General features: G+C 70.4%; 22 protein-coding genes and 1 tRNA gene. 8 read left to right on the top strand and 15 right to left on the bottom strand.

The window, feature by feature from the left end; all coding sequences use genetic code 11:
* Positions 1 to 73: 73 nt before the first annotated feature.
* Positions 74 to 1603, bottom strand: coding sequence for a potassium/proton antiporter (locus ACFV7R_RS11525; protein ID WP_385262840.1), 1530 nt, complete (start codon positions 1601 to 1603; stop codon positions 74 to 76).
* Positions 1604 to 1789: 186 nt separating this feature from the next.
* Between ACFV7R_RS11525 and ACFV7R_RS11520 the strand changes: the two genes are divergently transcribed.
* Positions 1790 to 4546, top strand: a complete 2757-nt coding sequence (locus tag ACFV7R_RS11520; RefSeq protein ID WP_385262542.1) for a penicillin acylase family protein — start codon at positions 1790 to 1792, stop codon at positions 4544 to 4546.
* Between the two features lie 68 nt (positions 4547 to 4614).
* Here the strand turns inward: ACFV7R_RS11520 and ACFV7R_RS11515 are convergent, their stop codons facing one another.
* Positions 4615 to 5238: a 5-formyltetrahydrofolate cyclo-ligase gene (locus ACFV7R_RS11515; protein WP_385262540.1), complete on the bottom strand. Its 624-nt coding sequence runs from the start codon at positions 5236 to 5238 to the stop codon at positions 4615 to 4617.
* Between the two features lie 94 nt (positions 5239 to 5332).
* Here ACFV7R_RS11515 and galU point away from each other — a divergent pair, with 94 nt between their 5' ends.
* From galU to ACFV7R_RS11480, 7 genes are all read left to right on the top strand, one after another.
* A complete protein-coding gene (gene galU, locus ACFV7R_RS11510) occupies positions 5333 to 6235 on the top strand; it encodes a UTP--glucose-1-phosphate uridylyltransferase GalU (protein WP_385262538.1) in 903 nt (300 codons plus the stop codon).
* Positions 6236 to 6240: 5 nt separating this feature from the next.
* Complete coding sequence (gene glp / locus ACFV7R_RS11505; protein WP_385262536.1) at positions 6241 to 7563, top strand: gephyrin-like molybdotransferase Glp; 1323 nt, start codon at positions 6241 to 6243, stop codon at positions 7561 to 7563.
* An 83-nt stretch (positions 7564 to 7646) separates the two neighbouring features.
* On the top strand, positions 7647 to 8156 hold the full coding sequence (gene moaC / locus ACFV7R_RS11500) for a cyclic pyranopterin monophosphate synthase MoaC (protein ID WP_385262533.1): 510 nt from the start codon (positions 7647 to 7649) through the stop codon (positions 8154 to 8156).
* Entirely contained in the window at positions 8153 to 8653 is a 501-nt protein-coding gene (locus tag ACFV7R_RS11495; protein WP_385262530.1) for a molybdenum cofactor biosynthesis protein B, read from the top strand. The genes moaC and ACFV7R_RS11495 overlap by 4 nt, the downstream gene beginning before the upstream one ends.
* 23 nt (positions 8654 to 8676) lie before the next feature.
* The gene (locus ACFV7R_RS11490) at positions 8677 to 9348 is read left to right on the top strand and encodes a GNAT family N-acetyltransferase (RefSeq protein ID WP_385262837.1); all 672 of its coding nucleotides are present in this window, start codon (positions 8677 to 8679) and stop codon (positions 9346 to 9348) included.
* Positions 9349 to 9532: 184 nt separating this feature from the next.
* Positions 9533 to 10807: a gephyrin-like molybdotransferase receptor GlpR gene (gene glpR / locus ACFV7R_RS11485; protein WP_385262528.1), complete on the top strand. Its 1275-nt coding sequence runs from the start codon at positions 9533 to 9535 to the stop codon at positions 10805 to 10807.
* Between the two features lie 71 nt (positions 10808 to 10878).
* Positions 10879 to 10952, top strand: a tRNA-Ala gene (locus ACFV7R_RS11480).
* A gap of 72 nt (positions 10953 to 11024) precedes the next feature.
* Here ACFV7R_RS11480 and xerC read toward each other — a convergent pair.
* From xerC to ACFV7R_RS11415, 13 genes are all read right to left on the bottom strand, one after another.
* Complete coding sequence (gene xerC / locus ACFV7R_RS11475; RefSeq protein WP_385262525.1) at positions 11025 to 12248, bottom strand: tyrosine recombinase XerC; 1224 nt, start codon at positions 12246 to 12248, stop codon at positions 11025 to 11027.
* Positions 12245 to 12454 (bottom strand): helix-turn-helix domain-containing protein, encoded by a 210-nt coding sequence (locus ACFV7R_RS11470; RefSeq protein WP_385262523.1) that lies wholly within the window; start codon positions 12452 to 12454, stop codon positions 12245 to 12247. Before ACFV7R_RS11470 ends, xerC begins: the two co-directional genes overlap by 4 nt.
* Positions 12451 to 13842, bottom strand: a complete 1392-nt coding sequence (gene repSA / locus ACFV7R_RS11465; RefSeq protein ID WP_385262522.1) for a replication initiator protein RepSA — start codon at positions 13840 to 13842, stop codon at positions 12451 to 12453. The genes ACFV7R_RS11470 and repSA overlap by 4 nt, the downstream gene beginning before the upstream one ends.
* On the bottom strand, positions 13839 to 14081 hold the full coding sequence (locus ACFV7R_RS11460) for a hypothetical protein (protein WP_385262520.1): 243 nt from the start codon (positions 14079 to 14081) through the stop codon (positions 13839 to 13841). The genes repSA and ACFV7R_RS11460 overlap by 4 nt, the downstream gene beginning before the upstream one ends.
* Positions 14078 to 14281 carry a hypothetical protein gene (locus ACFV7R_RS11455; protein WP_385262518.1) on the bottom strand — a complete coding sequence of 68 codons (204 nt, stop codon included), beginning with the start codon at positions 14279 to 14281 and terminating at the stop codon, positions 14078 to 14080. The genes ACFV7R_RS11460 and ACFV7R_RS11455 overlap by 4 nt, the downstream gene beginning before the upstream one ends.
* 88 nt (positions 14282 to 14369) lie before the next feature.
* Positions 14370 to 14687: a SpdD-like protein gene (locus tag ACFV7R_RS11450; RefSeq protein ID WP_385262516.1), complete on the bottom strand. Its 318-nt coding sequence runs from the start codon at positions 14685 to 14687 to the stop codon at positions 14370 to 14372.
* A 24-nt stretch (positions 14688 to 14711) separates the two neighbouring features.
* Positions 14712 to 14867 (bottom strand): hypothetical protein, encoded by a 156-nt coding sequence (locus tag ACFV7R_RS11445; RefSeq protein ID WP_385262514.1) that lies wholly within the window; start codon positions 14865 to 14867, stop codon positions 14712 to 14714.
* Between the two features lie 12 nt (positions 14868 to 14879).
* On the bottom strand, positions 14880 to 15071 hold the full coding sequence (locus ACFV7R_RS11440; protein WP_385262511.1) for a mobile element transfer protein: 192 nt from the start codon (positions 15069 to 15071) through the stop codon (positions 14880 to 14882).
* A 22-nt stretch (positions 15072 to 15093) separates the two neighbouring features.
* Complete coding sequence (locus ACFV7R_RS11435; protein WP_385262508.1) at positions 15094 to 15768, bottom strand: DUF2637 domain-containing protein; 675 nt, start codon at positions 15766 to 15768, stop codon at positions 15094 to 15096.
* The gene (locus tag ACFV7R_RS11430; RefSeq protein WP_385262505.1) at positions 15765 to 16037 is read right to left on the bottom strand and encodes a hypothetical protein; all 273 of its coding nucleotides are present in this window, start codon (positions 16035 to 16037) and stop codon (positions 15765 to 15767) included. The genes ACFV7R_RS11435 and ACFV7R_RS11430 overlap by 4 nt, the downstream gene beginning before the upstream one ends.
* A gap of 79 nt (positions 16038 to 16116) precedes the next feature.
* Positions 16117 to 16311: a hypothetical protein gene (locus ACFV7R_RS11425; RefSeq protein WP_385262503.1), complete on the bottom strand. Its 195-nt coding sequence runs from the start codon at positions 16309 to 16311 to the stop codon at positions 16117 to 16119.
* 2 nt (positions 16312 to 16313) lie between these two features.
* Entirely contained in the window at positions 16314 to 16520 is a 207-nt protein-coding gene (locus ACFV7R_RS11420; protein WP_385262500.1) for a hypothetical protein, read from the bottom strand.
* A gap of 83 nt (positions 16521 to 16603) precedes the next feature.
* Positions 16604 to 17956 carry an FtsK/SpoIIIE domain-containing protein gene (locus tag ACFV7R_RS11415; protein ID WP_385262497.1) on the bottom strand — a complete coding sequence of 451 codons (1353 nt, stop codon included), beginning with the start codon at positions 17954 to 17956 and terminating at the stop codon, positions 16604 to 16606.
* Positions 17957 to 17959: the final 3 nt, after the last annotated feature.

The raw sequence follows: 17959 nt of genomic DNA, 5'->3' as shown, positions 1-17959 counted from the left end.
CACCTGTGAAAACGAGCACCCTGGGCCTGTTCGCCTGTGATTGACGGCGGTGTGAACCGTATGAAACACACCCTTAACGCTCCGCCCCGGCGCCGTTCACGCCCAGCCAGCCCGCCAGCTTGCCGCCGCGGCCCACCGCGCGCAGTCGCCGCTCCGCCGCGTCCCGGACCGGATCCGTGGCCACCACGAGGAGTTCGTCGCCGCGCTGCAGCACCGTCGTGGGCAAGGGCACGAAGGATGTGCCCTCCCGCACGACGAGGGTGACCGCGGCTCCGGCCGGCAGCCTCAGCTCGTTGATCTCGACTCCGTGCATCTTCGACTCGGTGGGGATCGTCACAGAGAGCAGATGCCCGCGCAGTTGCTCCAGGGGTGCCGATTCGATCCCGAGGTCGGCGGCCCCGGACTCGTCGCCCAGGTGGAGTTTGCGGGCGACCCAGGGCAGTGTCGGCCCCTGGAGCAGGGTGTAGACGACGACCAGGACGAAGACGATGTTGAAGATCCGGTCGCTGTCCTCGACATCGCTGACCACGGGAATCGTCGCCAGGATGATGGGCACGGCGCCGCGCAGCCCGGCCCAGGACATGAGGGTCTGCTCCCGCCACGGCACTCGGAACGGCAGGAGGCAGAGCACGACGCTCAGCGGGCGGGCCACCATGGTCAGCACGAGCCCGATGACGAGCGCGGGCACGATGTCGTCGCCTATCTCGTGCGGGGTGACCAGCAGACCGAGCAGGACGAACATGCCGATCTGGGCGATCCAGCCGAGCCCGTCGGCGAACCCGCGCGTGGCGGGCCAGTGCGGGAGCCGTGCGTTGCCCATCACCATGGAGGCGAGGTAGACGGCGAGGAAGCCGCTGCCGTGCGCGAGCGCGCCCGCCGCGTACGCCGTGACCGCGATGGCCATGACGGCGATCGGATAAAGGCCGGAGGCGGGCAGGGCCACGTGTCGCAGCCCCCACGAGCCCAGCCAGCCCACCGCGAGACCGATGGCCGCGCCGATGGCCAGCTCCAGCGTTATCTCGCCGATCAGCACGTACCAGTGCTCGATCGGGCCGACGGCGGAGAAGGAGACCACCAGGATGACGACGGGAGCGTCGTTGAAGCCGGACTCGGCCTCCAGCGTGCCCGTCACGCGCGCGGGGAGCGGGATCTTCCGTAGTACGGAAAAGACCGCCGCCGCGTCCGTTGAGGAGACGACCGCCCCGATGATGAGCGCCTGACGCCACTCCAGTCCGACGAGATAATGCGCGGCTGCAGCTGTGATTCCGACGCTCGCGGCGACCCCGGCCAGAGCCAGCGAGGTCGCGGCCGGCAGGACCGGTTTGATCTCCTTCCACTTCGTGCCCAGGCCGCCCTCGGCCAGGATCACCACCAGAGCCGCGTACCCGATGACCTGGGTCAGCTCGGCGTTGTCGAAGTGGATGCCGCCGATCCCGTCCTCGCCCATGAGGACGCCGATGCCCAGGTAGACGAGCAGGCTGGGGAGCCCGCTGCGCGAGGAGATCCGGACCGCGGCCACGGCGACGAGCAGGACGATCGAGCAGACGAGCAGGAGCTCATTGAGGTCGTGGATACTCAGCGGCCGTTCCCTTCCCTGGTGCAGTTACTTTGTTACCTTACCTAACTCTTGACGATTTCTTGACGCTTGCCAGGGCAAGATCGAACGTCCGTCCGTGCTGGTTCCCCAGTCCGCGTCAAGGCCCGTCGGGCCCTGCGCCTATGGTTGCTCCAGCGCTCATTCAAAGTCACAGCCCGACCTGCCGCTCGCGTTAGGACAGCAAGGACAGCGATGCCCCCCAACACCACCGCTCCAACGGGTCAGCAGCCCGGCAAGTCCGGCAGGAAGAAGGGGCGCAAAGCCCGTCTTATCGTGCTCGTGCTGGTGCTGGCCGTCGTCGGCGGCGTCGCGGGCGGGGCGTACTGGTCCGTCAGCACCGTCCGTGCATCCTTCCCGCAGACGAAGGGTTCGATCACGCTGGACGGCCTGTCCGGGCCCGTCGACGTCAAGCGGGACGGGCATGGCATCCCGCAGATCTATGCCTCCTCCGACGAGGACCTGTTCATGGCGCAGGGCTTCGTCCAGGCGCAGGACCGGTTCTACGAGATGGACGTACGCCGTCATATGACCTCCGGGCGTCTGTCGGAGATGTTCGGCAAGGACCAGGTCGACAACGACGAGTTCCTGCGCACCCTGGGCTGGGACCGGGTGGCGAAGGAGGAGTACGACACCAAGCTGTCCGCCGCCACGAAGAAGTACCTGCAGGCGTACGCCAAGGGAGTCAACGCCTACCTGGAGGGCAAGGAAGGCGAGGACATCTCCCTGGAGTACGCGGCCCTCGGCTTCGCCAACGACTACAAGCCGCAGCAGTGGACGCCGGTCGACTCGGTCTCCTGGCTGAAGGCGATGGCCTGGGACCTGCGCGGCAACATGCAGGACGAGATCGACCGCTCCCTGATGACCAGCCGCCTCGGCCCCCAGCAGATCGGCGAGCTGTACCCGCAGTACCCGTACAGCCGGAACCAGGTGATCGTCCAGCAGGGCCAGTACGACGAGCTCACCCAGACGTTCGACGGGGGCGACGACGCCGACGGCGGCTCCACGGACGGCACGGCCGCCGGCAGCGGTGCCGCGGGCGGGACTGCCTCGTCGGCGCTGCAGAGCCAGCTGTCGGGCCTCTACGAGGTCCTGGAGGACGTCCCGACGGCCGTCGGCGTGAACGGCAACGGCATCGGCTCCAACTCGTGGGTCATCGACGGAGCGCACACGATCACCGGCAAGCCGCTGCTGGCCAACGACCCGCACCTGTCGGCCTCCCTGCCGTCCGTCTGGTACCAGATGGGCCTGCACTGCCGCACGGTCTCCGACAAGTGCCAGTACGACGTCTCCGGCTACACCTTTGCGGGCATGCCCGGCGTGATAATCGGCCACAACCAGGACATCTCCTGGGGCATGACCAACTCCGGCGCCGACGTCACCGACCTCTACCTGGAGAAGCTCACCGGCGACGGCTACCTGTACGACGGCAAGGTGAGGCCCTTCGACTCCCGCGAGGAGACCATCAAGGTCGCCGGCGGCACCTCGAAGAAGATCGTCGTCCGGGAGACCAACAACGGCCCCCTGCTCTCCGACCGCGCCGACGAGCTCGTGAAGGTCGGCAAGAAGGCCACCGTCGACACCGCCGCCCCCGACCGCGGCGACGGCTACGGCATCGCCCTGCGGTGGACCGCGCTGGAACCGGGCACCTCCATGGATGCCGTCTTCGCGTTGAACAAGGCGGCCGACTGGAACGACTTCCGCGCGGCGGCCGCCCTGTTCGACGTGCCCTCGCAGAATCTCGTCTACGCCGACACCCAGGACAACATCGGCTACACGCTGCCCGGAAAGATCCCCACGCGCGCGAAAGACCACGACGGCTCGATCCCGGCCCCGGGCTGGGACGCCAAGTACCGCTGGACCGGCTACATCGACCAGGACGAACTGCCCTACGAGTACAACCCGGACCGCGGCTACATCGTGACCGCCAACCAGGCCGTCGTCGGCGAGGACTACCCCTACACGCTCACCACGGACTGGGGCTACGGCGCCCGCAGCCAGCGCATCGCCGACCTGATCGAGTCCAAGATCAAGGGCGGCGGCAAGGTCTCCACCGAGGACATGCGCCAGATGCAGCTGGACAACTCCAGCGAGATCGCCAAGCTGCTCGTGCCGCAGCTGCTGAAGATCGACGTCGGTGACAAGGACGTCCGCGAGGCGCAGAAGCTCCTCGAGGGCTGGGACTACACCCAGGACGCCGACTCCGCGGCGGCCGCCTACTTCAACTCGGTCTGGCGCAACGTCCTCAAGCTCGCGTTCGGCCACAAGCTGCCCAAGGAGCTGCGCGTCAAGGGCCAGTGCCTGTGGGTCGAGCCGGTCGACACCACCGGTCCCGTGGACGAGGAGCGCCGGGTGCGCGAATGCGGGGCGCGTGACGCCGACCAGGCGCAGCCGGACGGCGGCGACCGCTGGTTCGAGGTCGTGCGCAGCCTCATGGACGACGAGGACAGCGACTGGTGGAAGACGCCCGCCTCGCTCACCCGCCCCGGCGCCGACAACCGCGACGACCTGTTCAAGCGCGCCATGATCGACGCCCGCTGGGAGCTGACCGCCAAGCTCGGCAAGGACATCGACACCTGGAGCTGGGGCCGGCTGCACCGTCTGTTCCTGAAGAACCAGACCCTCGGCGCCGACGGCCCCGGCTTCCTGCAGTACGCCCTCAACCGCGGCCCCTGGAAGCTCAGTGGCGGCGAGGCGACCGTCAACGCGAGCGGCTGGAACGCCGCCGGCGGCTACGGCGTCGTCTGGGTGCCGTCGATGCGGATGGTGGTCAACCTCGACGACCTCGACAAGTCGAAGTGGATCAACCTCACCGGAGCCTCGGGGCACGCCTACAACGCCCACTACACCGACCAGACGAGCAAGTGGGCCAAGGGCGAGCTGCTGGACTGGTCCTTCTCCCGGCAGGCGGTCGACGAGAGCACCGGCGACACGCTCGTACTGAAGCCGTGAGCCGCTGACGGCGAGCGACGCCAAGGGCCCTCCACGCGCGCGTGGAGGGCCCTTTCGCCTGACGATTGCTACGAGTCGCCGGTGAAGCGGCGGACCCCCGACGGCGTCACCACCGCGTGCACCGGCCGGTCGTGCGCCTGAGCGGGGACACGCTCGACGACCTCGGAGTCGTACAGGAGCACCACCAGCGCCGGCCGGGCGCCCGCGTCCTCCAGGCGTGCGAGCACGCGGTCGTACGAGCCTCCGCCGCGCCCCAGACGCATCCCGCGGGCATCGACCGCGAGCCCCGGCAGCAGGACGACGTCGGCGGCGGTCACCGCGTCCGGTCCGAGGCGCTCACCGACGGGCTCCAAGAGGGCCATTTTCCCGCCGTGTTGGACGCGCGCGAGGGAGCCCTCCCCGGCGTATGCGCCCCAATCCAGGTCGTTGTCGGGCAGAAGCACCGGAAGCAGGACACGTACGCCCCGGGAGTGCAGGGCGTCGAGCAGGGCGAGCGTTCCGGGTTCGCTCCCCACGGAGACGTACGCCGCCACGGTGCCTGCCTGCGCCAGTTCGGGCAGATCCAGCGCACGCTGGGCCAACGCGGCCGATACCGCCTGTACGTCATCCGCAGGCAACCTGCTTCTCACTGCGAGGATTTCTCGTCGCAACGTTTGCTTGTCAGGCTCGGCCGCACGTCCGATGTGACTCATGAGTTGCTCCCGTACCGTCTTCAAAGTGCCCATATGAGAGCCAATTAACCGGAGCTACAGATTCCGCACAAAGGCACCGGATATGGTTGCGGGCATGACTCAGTCGCACCTCAGGATCAGCAAGGCCGTCATTCCCGCAGCAGGCCTCGGCACCCGCTTTCTGCCGGCCACCAAGGCCACTCCCAAGGAGATGCTGCCGGTTGTCGACAAGCCTGCGATCCAGTATGTGGTCGAGGAGGCCGTGTCGGCCGGTCTCGACGACGTTCTCATGATCACGGGCCGCAACAAGCGTCCCCTTGAGGACCACTTCGACCGCAATTACGAACTCGAGTCTGCTCTGCAGAAGAAGGGCGACGCCGGGCGGCTCGCCAAGGTCCAGGAGTCCAGCGACCTCGCGACGATGCACTACGTGCGCCAGGGTGACCCCAAGGGCCTGGGACACGCCGTCCTGTGCGCGGCCCCGCACGTGGGCAACGAGCCCTTCGCCGTCCTCCTCGGCGACGACCTGATCGACCCGCGCGACCCGCTCCTCAAGCGGATGATCGAGGTCCAGGAGCAGCGCGGCGGCAGCGTCATCGCGCTCATGGAGGTCGCGCCCGAGCAGATCCACCTCTACGGATGCGCGGCCGTGGAGACCACCGAGGACAGCGACGTCGTCAAGGTCGGCGACCTGGTGGAGAAGCCGGACCCGGCCGACGCCCCCTCCAACTACGCGATCATCGGCCGGTACGTCCTCGACCCGCGCATCTTCGACGTCCTGCGCAAGACCGAGCCCGGCCGCGGTGGCGAGATCCAGATCACCGACGCCCTCCAGCTGCTCGCCCAGGACGAGAAGGTCGGCGGCCCCGTGCACGGCGTCGTCTTCAAGGGCCGCCGCTATGACACCGGCGACCGAGGCGACTACCTGCGTGCCATTGTCCGACTCGCGTGCGAACGTGAAGACCTGGGCCCGGACTTCCGGACCTGGCTTCGCAGTTACGTCACCGAGGAGATGTAGCCACCTTGAGCACCGCCGCGCCCCGCGCCACCGGCCAGGACCACCTGTGGTCGGTGGACGAACACCTGGAGGACATCCTCGAGACCGTCCGCCCCCTCGAACCCATCGAGCTGCAACTCCTCGACGCCCAGGGCTGCGTCCTGGTCGAGGACGTCACGGTGCCGGTCTCCCTGCCGCCGTTCGACAACAGCTCCATGGACGGGTACGCGGTGCGGGTCGGGGATGTCGCGGGCGTGAGCGAGGAGTTCCCGGCCGTCCTCGAGGTCATCGGGGACGTCGCGGCCGGCCAGGCGGACCTGCTCCAGGTGGGTCCCGGCCAGGCCGCCCGCATCATGACCGGCGCCCCGCTCCCGCCCGGCGCCGAGACGGTGGTCCCCGTCGAGTGGACCGACGGCGGCCTCGGGGAGGGCCCCGTCACCGGGATGCGGGCGCGCAGCCTCGCCCCCGAGGGCGCCACCGGGCACGTGCGCGTGCACCGGCCGGCCGAGGCACGCGCGCACGTACGCGCGAAGGGCAGCGACGTGAAGGCCGGCGACCGCGCCCTGGAGGCCGGCACCATCCTCGGCCCGCCGCAGATCGCCCTGCTCGCCGCCATCGGCCGCGGCACGGTACGCGTACGCCCGCGCCCGCGCGTGGTCGTGCTGTCCACCGGCAGCGAACTCGTCCAGCCCGACGAGGAACTGGGCAGCGGCCAGATCTACGACTCCAACAGCTTCGCCCTCACCGCGGCCGCCCGGGACGCCGGCGCCATCGCCTACCGCGTGGGCGCCGTCGCCGACGACGCCGAGACCCTGCGCACCACCATCGAGGACCAGCTCGTCCGCGCCGACCTCATGGTCACCACCGGCGGCGTGAGCGTCGGAGCGTACGACGTCGTCAAGGAGGCGCTGTCGCACGTCGCCGACGAGGACGAACCGGGCAGCGGCATCGAGTTCCGCAAGCTCGCCATGCAGCCCGGCAAGCCGCAGGGCTTCGGCTCCATCGGCCCCGACCACACCCCGCTGCTGGCCCTCCCCGGCAACCCGGTGTCGTCGTACGTCTCCTTCGAACTGTTCGTCCGCCCCGCGATCCGCACCCTCATGGGGCTGGAGGACGTCCACCGGCCCAGGACCCGGGCGACCCTGACCGCGGACAAGGCGCTGACCTCGCCGAAGGGCCGCCGGCAGTTCCTGCGCGGTACGTACGCCGACGGCAAGGTGACCCCCGTCGGCGGCGCCGGCTCCCACCTGGTGGCCGCCCTCGCGCACGCCGACGCGCTGATCGTGATCCCCGAGGACGTCGAGTCCGTCGCGCCGGGCACCGAGGTCGAGGTGATCCTGCTCGGCTGAGCGCCCCAGGTTGGCGGTACCGTGTCGCGCACAGCAGGCCCGTGCGCTGCACCGCGACGGGCCCGGACCGGGAGCGCCACACCATGACCGTGCCTTCCCGGGGGGAGACCCCCGGACCCCCTCAGGACCGACTGACGCACATCGACGACGCGGGGGCCGCCCGCATGGTCGACGTGTCGGACAAGGACGTCACCGCGCGCACCGCGCGCGCGAGCGGACGCGTCCTCGTCTCGCCCCGTGTGATCGAGCTGCTGCGCGGCGAAGGCGTGCCCAAGGGCGACGCCCTGGCCACCGCGCGGATCGCGGGCATCATGGGCGCCAAGCGCACCCCGGACCTGATCCCGCTGTGCCACCCGTTGTCGGTGTCGGGTGTGACACTGGACCTGTCGGTCGCGGACGACGCCGTGGAGATCCTGGCCACGGTGAAGACGACGGACCGCACGGGCGTCGAGATGGAGGCCCTCACCGCGGTCTCCGTCGCCGCGCTCACCGTGATCGACATGGTCAAGGCGGTCGACAAGGGAGCGGTCATCACGGACGTACGGGTGGAGGAGAAGACGGGCGGCAAGTCGGGCGACTGGAGCCGGGCATGACGTATCGCGCTCTTGTGGTCACCGCCTCCAACAGGGCTGCCGCCGGCCTGTACGAGGACAAGGGCGGCCCGCTGATCGCCGAGGGCCTCAAAGGCTTCGGGTTCGCGGTCGACGGACCGCAGGTCGTCCCCGACGGGGACCCCGTGGAGGCCGCCCTGCGCGCCGGTGTCGACGCCGGGTACGACGTGATCGTCACCACCGGCGGCACCGGTATCTCGCCCACCGACCGCACCCCCGAGGCGACCCGCGCGGTGCTCGACCACGAGGTGCCGGGCATCGCCGAGTCCATTCGCGCGTTCGGACGGGAGAAGGTACCGACCGCCGCGCTCTCCCGGGGGCTGGCCGGGGTGGCGGGGCGGACACTGATCGTCAACCTGCCGGGCTCCTCCGGCGGGGTGCGGGACGGACTGGCCGTCCTGGAGCCCCTCCTGATCCACGCCGTCGACCAGCTGCGCGGCGGCGACCACCCCAGACCCAGCAGTGGGGGTGCGAGCTGAACAGCCCGTCCTGGCCCGTCGAACTGGTGGAGGGCGATGTCGTCCTCCGGCCGATAAAGCTGCGCGACCAGCGGGCCTGGCGTGAGGTCAACCGGCGCAACCGTGACTGGCTGCGCCCCTGGGAGGCGACCATTCCGCCGCCCGCCCCCGGCGGGCCGGTCGCGCACCGGCCGACCTACCGCCAGATGGTGCGCCATCTGCGCTCCGAGGCGAACGCGGGCCGGATGCTGCCGTTCGTCATCGAGTACCAGGGGCGGCTGGCCGGGCAGTTGACGGTGGCCGGGATCACCTGGGGTTCGATGTGCTCGGGGCACATCGGTTACTGGGTGGACGAGTCCGTGGCCGGACGCGGTGTGATGCCGACGGCCGTGGCGCTCGCCGTGGACCACTGTTTCCGGACCGTCGGGCTCCACCGCATCGAGGTCTGCATTCGCCCCGAGAACGCACCCAGCCGCCGCGTCGTGGAGAAACTCGGATTCCGCGAGGAGGGCCTCAGGCCCCGTTATCTCCACATCGACGGAGCCTGGCGCGACCACCTCGTCTTCGCCCTCACCGCGGAAGAAGTGCCCGACGGACTGCTGAGCCGCTGGCGGCGGAACCGGCTGCGGAACACGGGCGAGAGCGGGCAGAGCACGCCGCGCAACCCGCAGAGCCTGCCGTGGAACCCGCAGAACGCCCCGGGCAATCACGCGTAACCCCGGAATTGAATAAATGTTCGAAAATGATCGGACGGTGACCACTCCGGGGCGTTGAATTCGCGACCTCGGTGACCTACTGATCGCATCGCTCACAAAAAAAGCTCGAAATATCAGCCAGATCGTGCGACACACCGGCCCAATTGGCAGATGGCCTCACGCAAACCCCTCTACCGTGTGAGGCGTGAGCAGCAGCGGCCTCATCTACGCAGTCATTGTCGGGGCCTGGGCCGCCTACTTGGTGCCCATGTGGCTCCGTAGGCAGGACGAGCTGAACGAGGCCCGTCCGACGGAGCGCTTCAGCACCGCCATCCGGTTGCTGTCCGGACGGGCGGCCATGGAGCGCCGGTACGCCAAGGACCTGCAGGCGCGCTCCACCGACGAGGGGGAGCCCGACCCCGACGACCCGGACGCCGTCACCGACTCGGTGGACGTCCGGGCCTTCGCTGTGTCTCCGGCCAGGCCCCGGACGCAGGCGACGGTCCAGGCGCAGGGCGCGGAGCAGACGCAGCCGGCACGCGAGCCCGCGGGCGCGTCCGCGCGGGAGCCGGACACTGTGCCCGCGCGGAAGTCCGGTGACGCGCCCGCGCACGCATCAGGAGCCGCGCCCGCCCGCGAGGGTGCCTCGGCGTCGACGGGCGACCGGGTGCCGTCCGCCCGGCGCGGGCCCGCCGCGGAGGCGGCCGCGGCGCGCGCCCAGCGCTCGAAGGTGCTCGCGCGCCGCCGGCGTACGACAGTGGTGCTCTTCTTCGCGTTCACGCTCGGCGCGATCGTCGCGGCCGTGGGCGGGCTCGCCTTCCTGTGGGCGCCCGGTGTGCCCGCAGTGCTGCTCAGCGTGTACATCGCGTATCTGCGCACCCAGGAGCGCCGCCGCTTCACCTACCAGATGGACCGCCGCCGGGCGGAGGCCGCAGCGCAGCACCTGCGCGAGCGGGCACGCCAGCCCCGTCGGCAGGCGGCCGCCGAGATCGACGCCGGCGACTCCGACGAGGGGCCCGAGCCGGAGGCCGACCCCGGGCTGTCGGCGCTCGCGGCGGACCGGCGGGCGCTCGTCGAGCAGACCGATCACGCGGAGTGGGTCGACCAGCAGCGGGAGCGGCAGCGCGGGCCGGGGCGGGGTGAGAGCTGGGAGCCGGTGCCGGTGCCCCTGCCGACGTATGTGACGGCGCCGGTCGCCCCGCGGGCCACGCCCGATGTCGATCTGGGGGCACCGGACGCGTGGAGTTCGGCGCGGTCGAGCTCCGTCGCACGGGACCAGGAGGCCGGGGACGGGGTCTCCACGGCCTCCCCGGAAGGCAGGGAGACGGCGGAGCCGGACGAGACGGCGGACCGTACGGACGGTGACGACCGCAGCGACGCCCGGCGCGCGGCCTCGGCCCGCCGGGCACGGGAACGAGGGCGTACGCCCCTGTTCGACCAGTACGAGGACGGGGAGCGACCGCGGGCGGCCAACGAGTAGGGCGCCTCGGCCCTCACGGCAACGGATTTCCGAGCAGGCCGATCGGGGTGCTAAAGTTTCACTCGTTGCAAGGGCCTGTGGCGCAGTCCGGTAGCGCACCTCGTTCGCATCGAGGGGGCCAGGGGTTCAAATCCCCTCAGGTCCACGCAGCTCAAAGCCCCTGTTGGTGATTACCAACAGGGGCTTTGGCATGCCGTACAGCAGCGAAGTACAGCAACTACTTCCGATCTTGCTTCCCAAGGTGCTTGCCGAGCTTGCGAAGTGCCCGGCGGGTCGCCTCGGACGGGACGTGCGTGTACACCTCCATCGTCACCGCGATCTTGCTGTGGCGAAGGATCTGCATCGCGATCCGGGGGTGTACGTCGAGAGCGGCGAGCAGCGAGCCGCACGTGTGCCGGGTGTCGTGCAGACGGATACGGCGGACGCCCGCCCGCTCCGATCGAGCGACGAACAGCCGGTTGAAGTTGCGGGGTTCGTACGGCGTGCCGTAACGCGTCGTGAACACGAAGTCGGATTCCGTCCACAGCTCACCGGCGGCTTGCTTCGCCAATCCCTGTTCTTTCAGCCGGAGTTGGAGCGCCGTGACGCAGATCTGCGGCAACGGGAGCGTGGCCGTGGACGCCTCGGTCTTGGTCTCGTCATGAACCAGGCGCCGGTTGATCCGCTGTAGCTGCATCTGCACCGTGATCTCTCCGGAGTCCAGGTTCACGTGCTCCCAAGTGAGGCCCAGCACCTCACCGCGCCGGAAGCCCAGCACCAGGATGAGCACGTAGGCCGCGTACAGCGGGTCACGGGCCGTGCTGGCCGACTCAAGGAACTGGCGAGCCTCTTCCACGGACCACGGGTGCCGCTTCTTCTTCCGCGCCGACCGCACCTTGACCAGACCCGCCACGTTCTTCGAGATCAGTTCTTCCGTCATGGCGTTGGTCAGGGCCGACCGCAGGACCGCGCGAGCATCCTGCACCGTGCGACGTGACGGGATGCGCTCGCAGCATTGGCCGGCGGCGCAGCAGCGCGGTTCGTCCCGATTCGCGTCCAGGCCCTGAGCGCAGCACTGGCACTGATCCAGGAGGGCGTTGACCCAGTTCCGCACGTCGCGCACGGTGAGCTTGTCGAGCCGCTTCGAGCCCAGTCCCGGCACGATGTACAGCCGGACATGCATGGCATACGTCTCGGCGGTCTTGGGCTTCAGGTCGGGCCCCACGACCTCCTTCAGCCACCGCGCGAGGTACTGGGCCAGGGTCGGTGTCGACGTAACCACCGGCCCTTCCTTGGCCTCAGAGTGGAGTTTGATCCACTTGTCGTGAACCTCGTCACGGGTCTTGCCGTAGACGTACTTGCGCTTGCGGTTGCCTTCCGGGGTGGTGACCCAGACGTACGCGGCGAAGCCGTTCTTGTATGGGTAGATAGAGCCCTCGCCGTTGCCGCGCTTGCCACTCATGCCGACCACCCCTGTTCGGCTTCCTGGGCACGGCGTTCGATGTACTCGTCGACGTAGCGGGGCAGGATGCGGCGGTTGCGGCCGTCCTTGATGGAGCGGATCTCCCCGGTGAGGATCAGCATCTTGGTCTTGGAAAGGCCATAGCCGAGCATCTCAGCGACCTCCCGCGTGGTGTACCACTTCCGTTCGATCACTGTGGTGGTCATGCTGCGGCTCCTTCCAGGGCGAGTTGGTCTTGCAGGGCTTCGCGAGCGGTTTCTCGGTTGAGCTGGAGATCTCGGGCGATCGATGCGGCGAGGGCGGATTCGCCGGGGGTGTGGCCGTGGCCGGCGTACTGCCAGTCGGCAAGGACGAGCACGGTGTCCGGCTCGTGTTCGTCGAGGCCGCGGGAAGCGCGTTCTTGGGCGGCGCGGTAGTCGGCGCGGGCCTGGCGGAGGGCGCCGAGGGTGGTGGAGTAGCGGCGCGACTTGGAGCTGAAGTGGCCGCGGAAGCCGAGCATGTGCGCCCAGGCCCACAGCCGCCGGTCCGGGTAGAGCGGGTCGAGGTCGCGGCATGCGGTGATCAGGCGGCGGGCGTGGTCGGGGACGCCGTGGCGGTCGAGTTCGGCGAGTTCGCCGATGCGGCGGTCGAGGGTGCCGGTGTTCTCGGCTGCTTTGGTGGCGTACTTGGCGACATAGGCGGCCACCTTCTGTTCTGTGATGTCGGAGCGGTCGCCGAAGGCCTTCACGGGCCGGATGTCGAGCTGTCGGCCCCAGCGGAAGACGCGAGCAGGTTGGTCCCCGGCGGCGGGGATGCTGACGGTCGTGTACGGGTGGCAGGCGGCGGCGCGGATGGCGTCGGTGAGCAGGCTCGTGCTGGCCCAGGACGGCGGCGGCGAGTCGGGGCCGTCCGGGCCGTCGAGACGGATCACGGCGTGGAAATGGATGGCGCCCCGCTTCTGGAATTCGGCGACCTTGCCGTACGACACGCGGCAGGCGTCGGCGAGTTCCCGCTGTGTCAGCCCGGCACGCTTGGCGATCTCGCGGCGGAGCCGGTTGACGAGGCGCACCCACAGCTCGCCCGCATGGTTGTTGAACAGCACCGCGCCCGCGTAGTCGTACGAGGCGGGATCGAGCGCAGTGCCCAGGGCGGGATCGTCAGCGGTGTGCCGTACCCCGCAGCAGCAGACACCACGGTCGGGCCGGTTGTGGACCGGGCCGAACGAGGGGGCGGTGAAGGTGGCGAACACCCGGGGGTGATCCTGCACGGTGGCGGGGATGTCCTTGCCTGGGTCTCCGGCGAGTCCGGCGCGGATCAGGTGGTAGGTGTCCCCGGCGTAGGTCCAGGCGCAGGCCGGGCAGCGGGAGGCACGCCGGTTGCCGCACGCGACGCGCAGGCGCCCGCCGGGCTCATGTTCGGTGGAGTAGTGGTGCAGCAGTTCGCCGGTCGTCTTGTCTTTGTGCAGGACCCAGCCGCGCAGGTGGATGGGGTCGGCGCAGCCGCCGGTGCGGCGGATCTGGTCTTGCCAGCGGTCAAAGCCCGAAGACCCGGCCACCCGCAGCGCGTCGCCGAGGGTGATCGGGTCTAGGCCCGCGAAGGTCGCGGTGTCGGTCACGCGGCACCCTCCTGCATGGCGGCTGCCATCTGGTCGAGGACACGGGCGGCTTCGTCGGCGGCGCGGGCGAGGGTGCGCAGGGCTTCGGAAGTGCCGGGGCGGGCGATCAGCGCGATGTCGACGAGGTCACCGCCGAAGCGAAGGCTGACGAAGCATCCGCCGCGGTCGGTGTTGCCGAAGACGTCGACGCGGCAGCGGGTGTCCGGCTCGATGTGCGCGGAGGTGGTGAGGCTCTTCACGCGGCTACCTCCCATGCCGTGGCGGGCAGCCGACGCACGGGCGTGGTGCCGGTGCCGTGGCAGACCGGGCAGTGAGCGGTGATGGTGCGCAGGTGGCCGCGGGCATCGCGTCCGCCAAGGGTGACCTTGACGGCGGCGAAGCCATCGCAGTTCGGGCAGATCCGCGCGTTGCTGGTAGTAGCCGGGTTGGGGCCGGTCATGATGGAGGTCCTTCCGGTTCAGTGGATCGGACAGGGACGGCGCCCGGGCGGCGGAGACTTGGCGGTTTCAGGGCCGCCCGGGGGCCGGTCAGCGTCGCTTGCTCTCGGAGGCGAGCAGGGAGCGGAGGACCACGGCGCAGATGGCGACCGAGGCGCCGGTGATGGCGACCGCGAGGAGCATGGAGACCAGGACGGCGCCGACGACCAGGACCACGGCGGTGCCACCGCCGACGAGGGCGAGCGCGGTACCGGGCGTGAGCTGGACCACCGGCCCGGACTGCGCAGCGGACGCCGGGGCAGGCGGCGGGGTCTGGACACTCGGGACGACGGCGGTCGGCTCGATGACGGCGGGCGGGGTGACGTGGCCGGTCGGGGTGGGCATGGTGGGGATCTTCGGGCGGAGCATCGGTGATCTCCCCTCTGGGATGGGCTACTTGACGAAGGTGTTGATGGCGGGGGCCAGGACGCTGTCGGCGAGGAGGAAGCCGCCGAGCAGGAGCACCGCGATGAGCCAGGCGGGCGGGCGGATGAGCTTGACGCCGAGGTAACCGACGACGAGCAGGGCGAGCCAGAGCGGGACTTCCATGGCGGTGGCCTCCTAGCGGACGCGGCAGCGGTGGGTGCGGGCGGCGAGCTGGGCGGCGGTCTGGCTGGTGTAGTCGGCGGACCAGCCGCAGCGGTCGGCGGTGCATACGGCGGCGTGCTTGGTCTGGCCGTGGCGGTCGCGGTGGGTGCCGATCTGCACGGGGCCGATCTGCATCAGCGAGTGGAAGTGGTCGCGGGCAGACATGGCGGGTGGTTCTCCTCTCGGGTCAGGCGAGTTGGGCGGCGATGGCGTCGGCGAGGTGGGGCGGGATGCCGAGGCGGGTGCGCAGGGTGTCGGTGTCGATCGGGGTTCCGGTGCGGGCCTGGTGGTCGGCGGCGACCTTGCGGGCGTGCTCGACCAGTGCGGCCGGGACCGGCGGAGCAGCGGGAGCCGGAACAGGCTCGACGGCCGGAAGGGCCGGCGTGTCGTCGACAGCCGGGACCGGCTCAGGCTCCGGGTCGGACGCGGGGAGCTGCTCGGGGTCCGGTTCGGTGGCCGGGTCTGCGGATGCCGGCGGGTCCGGCACCCGGTCGGTGGCGGAGTGGGCGAGGAGCGTGCCGCCCATGAAGGCCAGCGCGGGCCAGGCGGCGACGAGGATGCGCAGCCAGTCCGGGACGTCGGTCAGGTCGAGGAGTCCGGCGGTGGCGACGTTGGCGCCGAGGGAGGCGACCAGGGCGACGAGGAACCAGCACCAGGCCAGCCGGGACGGCCCGTCGGAGCGGAGCCGTCGCCAAGCGGCGACCAGGAGCAGGTCCACGCTGATCGGGTAGGCCCAGGCTTTCCAGCCGGACTGCCCGGCTGCGGCGGCGAGGTCGTGCAGGTGGGCGAAGGACAGGGCTCCGGCGATGACGGCCTGGACGAGGACGGCATCGGGGCGCAGGCGTCCGGTGGGCCGGGTCATGCCCGCCTCCGGGGAGCCCGGCCCAGCGCACGGGCCACGGTCTCGCAGTCGGCCGGGGTATAGGCGGTGCGAACGCCGGAAATTGACAGTCCGGCCGCCTCAGCCAGCGAGGCCAGCGTGTACGGACGGGGACCGGTGAACTCCCGCGCGTAGGCCAGGCAGGCACGGATGTGCCGATCGATCTGTTCTCGCTGATCCCGCAGGGCAGCGAGCTGACGCAGGAAGTCATCCGCAGTGAGATCGTCCAAGGCAGTCAGCGGCTGAGACATGGTGAGGCGTCTCCTTTCTCGTGATCGGGCCGGGGCCGGAGTGGGCGGATCGGTGTCCGGCCGCCCACCCCGGCGTTGTCTAGTCGGCGGGGGCTTCGCCGGTGCCCCAGCAGGTCAGGCACACGGCGGTCTGCTGGTCAGCGGTGGCCCGGTGCTTGCGGGCGCCCACCCGGACGGCTTCGGTGATCTCGCCGTTGCCGTCGCAGTCCGGGCACTTCGCGGCCGCAGGCTTGGCGGTCTTGCGGCGGGTGGCGGGCCGTTTCGCGGTGGCCACGGTCACCACCCCGCGCCGGGGTACTCCGGGCCCTCGTTCGGGTCGTAGCCCGGCGGGAAGGTGCCGGGAGGCGGCTCGGGCAGCGAGGCCGCCAGGCACGGGCCCACGGTGTCGATGAAGTCCTGGTCGGCGCCGGTGGTGTCGGCGTAGAGGGCGAGTTGGCCGAGCATCACCACAGTGCGGGCGAAGTCTTCGCAGTCGGGGCACATGGCGGGTGATCTCCTTGTTTGAGGCATGGCTCGGGTAGGGACCTGGCGCGAAGGCGGTCACGCCGACCGGAGAGCGGGAGTGATCAGGTGGTGGCCGGGATGGACTCCACGGCCGGGGCATCCGCAGGCTTCGGGATGCCGAGCGCGGGCCGGAACGGGGCCAGGGCGGGCAGGTCCGGGGTCAGGTCGGCGTACCGGTTGCAGGTGTTGACGGCCTGCCGCAGGGACGTGTGCGGGGCGCGGATGCGGGCCCAGCCGCCGGTGGAGTCGCCGGTGATGGCGACGCCGGGCATGTCGGTGGGGATCTGGATCGCGGCCAACACGGCATCGGGGGCGATGTCGGCGAAGGCCATCTTGGCGGAGGACTCGTCGTTGACGCGGTGGGCGGTCCGGCCGGTGAGCTGGGCGCGGAGCATGGTGATGCCGTCTCCGAGTTCGGAGCCGAAGCGCTGCCCGCAGATCTCCAGGTAGATCCCAGCGGCGCGGCCGAGCTGGGCGAGGCGGACCAGGGCCTTGACGATCCGGTCCCGGCGCGGGTCGTTCCTCTTGGCGCTGAGCGTGAGTTCGGCGACCTCGTCGACCAGGACCACGATGGGCACCGGCCGCAGGTCTTCGGGCAGGTTCCAGATGTCGGCGGCGATCTCGGCATCCGGCACGTCCGCGGTGATGCGCTGCTCGGCGCGGATGAGCTGGTAGACGTCCTGCATGTGCGCCACGAGCGCATCGAGCAACTCGGCGGCGGTGTCGGGGTTGTCGGCCAGCGCGGAGAACCGGCGGGCCAGCGGGAACAGCTCCACTCCTTCCTTGCAGTCGATGCCGACCAGGGCGACCTTCTGTGAGGCGAGCGCGGCCACCAGGTTGCGCTGGTAGACGGACTTGCCGGACTCGGTGGCGCCGAGGGTGAGGGCGTGCGGGACGGCGCGGTAGTCGCGGTAGTGGATGGCGCCGTCTTCGCGCAGGGCGACCGGGACCCGCATCGGGCAGGTGTCGGTCTTGGCGGGCATCTGCACCCGCTTGAGCACGTCGTAGCCGGTCATCCGCACCTCAACGACGCCGGAGCGCAGTTCGCGGGAGGTGACGCCGTACAGGGCGAACGAGTGCCGCAGCCGGTCACACGAAGCGGCGACGTCGAAGGCGTCCTGACCGGGCCGAAGCCCCAGCCGCAGGACCAGGCCGGTCCGGGTCGGCCGTATCCGCAGGATCCGCGGCGCGCGGGGGCCGGGGGCGGGACGGTTGGCGGCCCGGGCCAGGGCCAGGCGCCAGCGGGAGGGCGGGACGGTCAGCCCGCAGGCGTCCATGACGGAGGCGTAGCGGACCAGGACCCGCAGCGTGGCGAGGGTGACGCCGAAGGTCATCCAGTACCAGGCGGGGCGGCGCCACCGCAGGAGACCCGCGGTGACGACGACCAGCAGCAGAGCGACGGTTAACCAGGTCACGGC

It is taken from the genome of Streptomyces sp. NPDC059866 (assembly GCF_042731325.1).
Classification (GTDB): Bacteria; Actinomycetota; Actinomycetes; order Streptomycetales; family Streptomycetaceae; genus Streptomyces; species Streptomyces flavusporus.
The sequence above is the reverse complement of the archived record's forward strand: the minus strand, read 5'-3'. Positions and strand labels throughout refer to the sequence as shown.